At 70.5% G+C, this 1,112-nt stretch carries 1 protein-coding gene and 1 pseudogene; both read right to left on the minus strand.

All coding sequences use genetic code 11. The features are described 5' to 3' along the window. Nucleotides 1-260: 260 nt before the first annotated feature. Complete coding sequence (locus ACFFNX_RS50795; protein ID WP_378213680.1) at nucleotides 261-542, minus strand: hypothetical protein; 282 nt, start codon at nucleotides 540-542, stop codon at nucleotides 261-263. Nucleotides 543-840: 298 nt separating this feature from the next. Continuing rightward, nucleotides 841-1,112, minus strand: a pseudogene (locus ACFFNX_RS50800) (LysR family transcriptional regulator); the annotation flags it as partial.

A 1,112-nucleotide genomic window follows, 5' to 3' on the forward strand; every position in this document is an offset into this window, starting at 1 on the left:
CGCCGGCCTCGCGCGGCCAGTCGCCCTGCTCGCGATCGGCGGCTCGCGGCGAGGCCCTGCCACCCGGATCCCGTGGCCAGGCACGCGGCTCTTCCGGCCCTTTCGGCATGCCCACCTCCCTGGCCGCCGATCGCCGGGGACCGGCGACCCGCCGCCGCTGCAACCGACACTCGTCGCAGCGGCGCGCGCGCACATCCTCAGGATTGGTAAGCCCCACGGGACCGATGAGGTCACACCGAATTCTGTCCGCTATGCGGGCCTTATATAGAAATGACCGGTAGAGCGGTCATAGAGGTGCCAGGAAGTGCAGTCATGTGCGTAACCGGCAGTGCGGTCATGTGCGTGCCCGGGAAAACGGTCATGTGCGTACCCGGGAGAGCCGTCATGTGGGTCAGCGGCACGGCGGTCATGTGCGTCTCCGCCACGGCGATCACGCGCGTGCCCTGCGGCGTTGTCGCCTGCTTCTCCGGCCGGGGCGCCGGTGCCACCAGCACCGTGGGCGTCAGGATCGCCACTGCGCCCAGTTTCAGAAGAACTTTCATCTTCGCCCTTCTTGGACCCTGGTGATCACCGTTGACCCCAGGCGCAGTGATCTTAGCCAGAAATCCTGCCGAGCTACCCCGAATCACTCCATTGCCCGATGGGCCCCTATTTTCGTCTGGTTTCGCACCTTATCGACGGCGGCCGATCACCGCGGCGATGTCGCGGAGGGCGATGCCCTCCTCGGCGACGGCGTGCAGTCGGGCCCGGCGAGCGCGGACTCGATCGCCAGGCGACAGAGACGACCGGCCAGCGGTCGTCCCGTCGCGCGGGCGATCGCGCCGGTGAGCCGTACTCGGGTCAGCCGGTGAGCGCGGCGGCGAAGAGTGCGGCCGGGCCGTCGGTCAGGCCTCCGTGGAGCAGTTCGACGCGGTGGACCAGCCGGGGCACCGGAACCCCGGCCGCCACGCCGTCCAGTGCCGGTTCCGGCAGCAGGGTCAGTCCGTGCCCGGCGAGTGCGAGGGCGATCAGGCCGCGCACGTCGGCGCCCTCGTAGCGCAGCGAGGGCCGGAAGCCGTCCGAGCCGCTCGCGGTGCGCAGCCGGTCGAGGGGCATCGCGGCCTCGGGCGCGT

It is taken from the genome of Actinoallomurus acaciae (genome assembly GCF_042429965.1).
Classification (GTDB): Bacteria; Actinomycetota; Actinomycetes; order Streptosporangiales; family Streptosporangiaceae; genus Actinoallomurus; species Actinoallomurus acaciae.

Excerpts from the sequence above, each read along its gene's own strand:
- ACFFNX_RS50795 (WP_378213680.1), bottom strand. The coding sequence starts at position 542 with ATGAAAGTTCTTCTGAAACTGGGCGCAGTGGCGATCCTGACGCCCACG.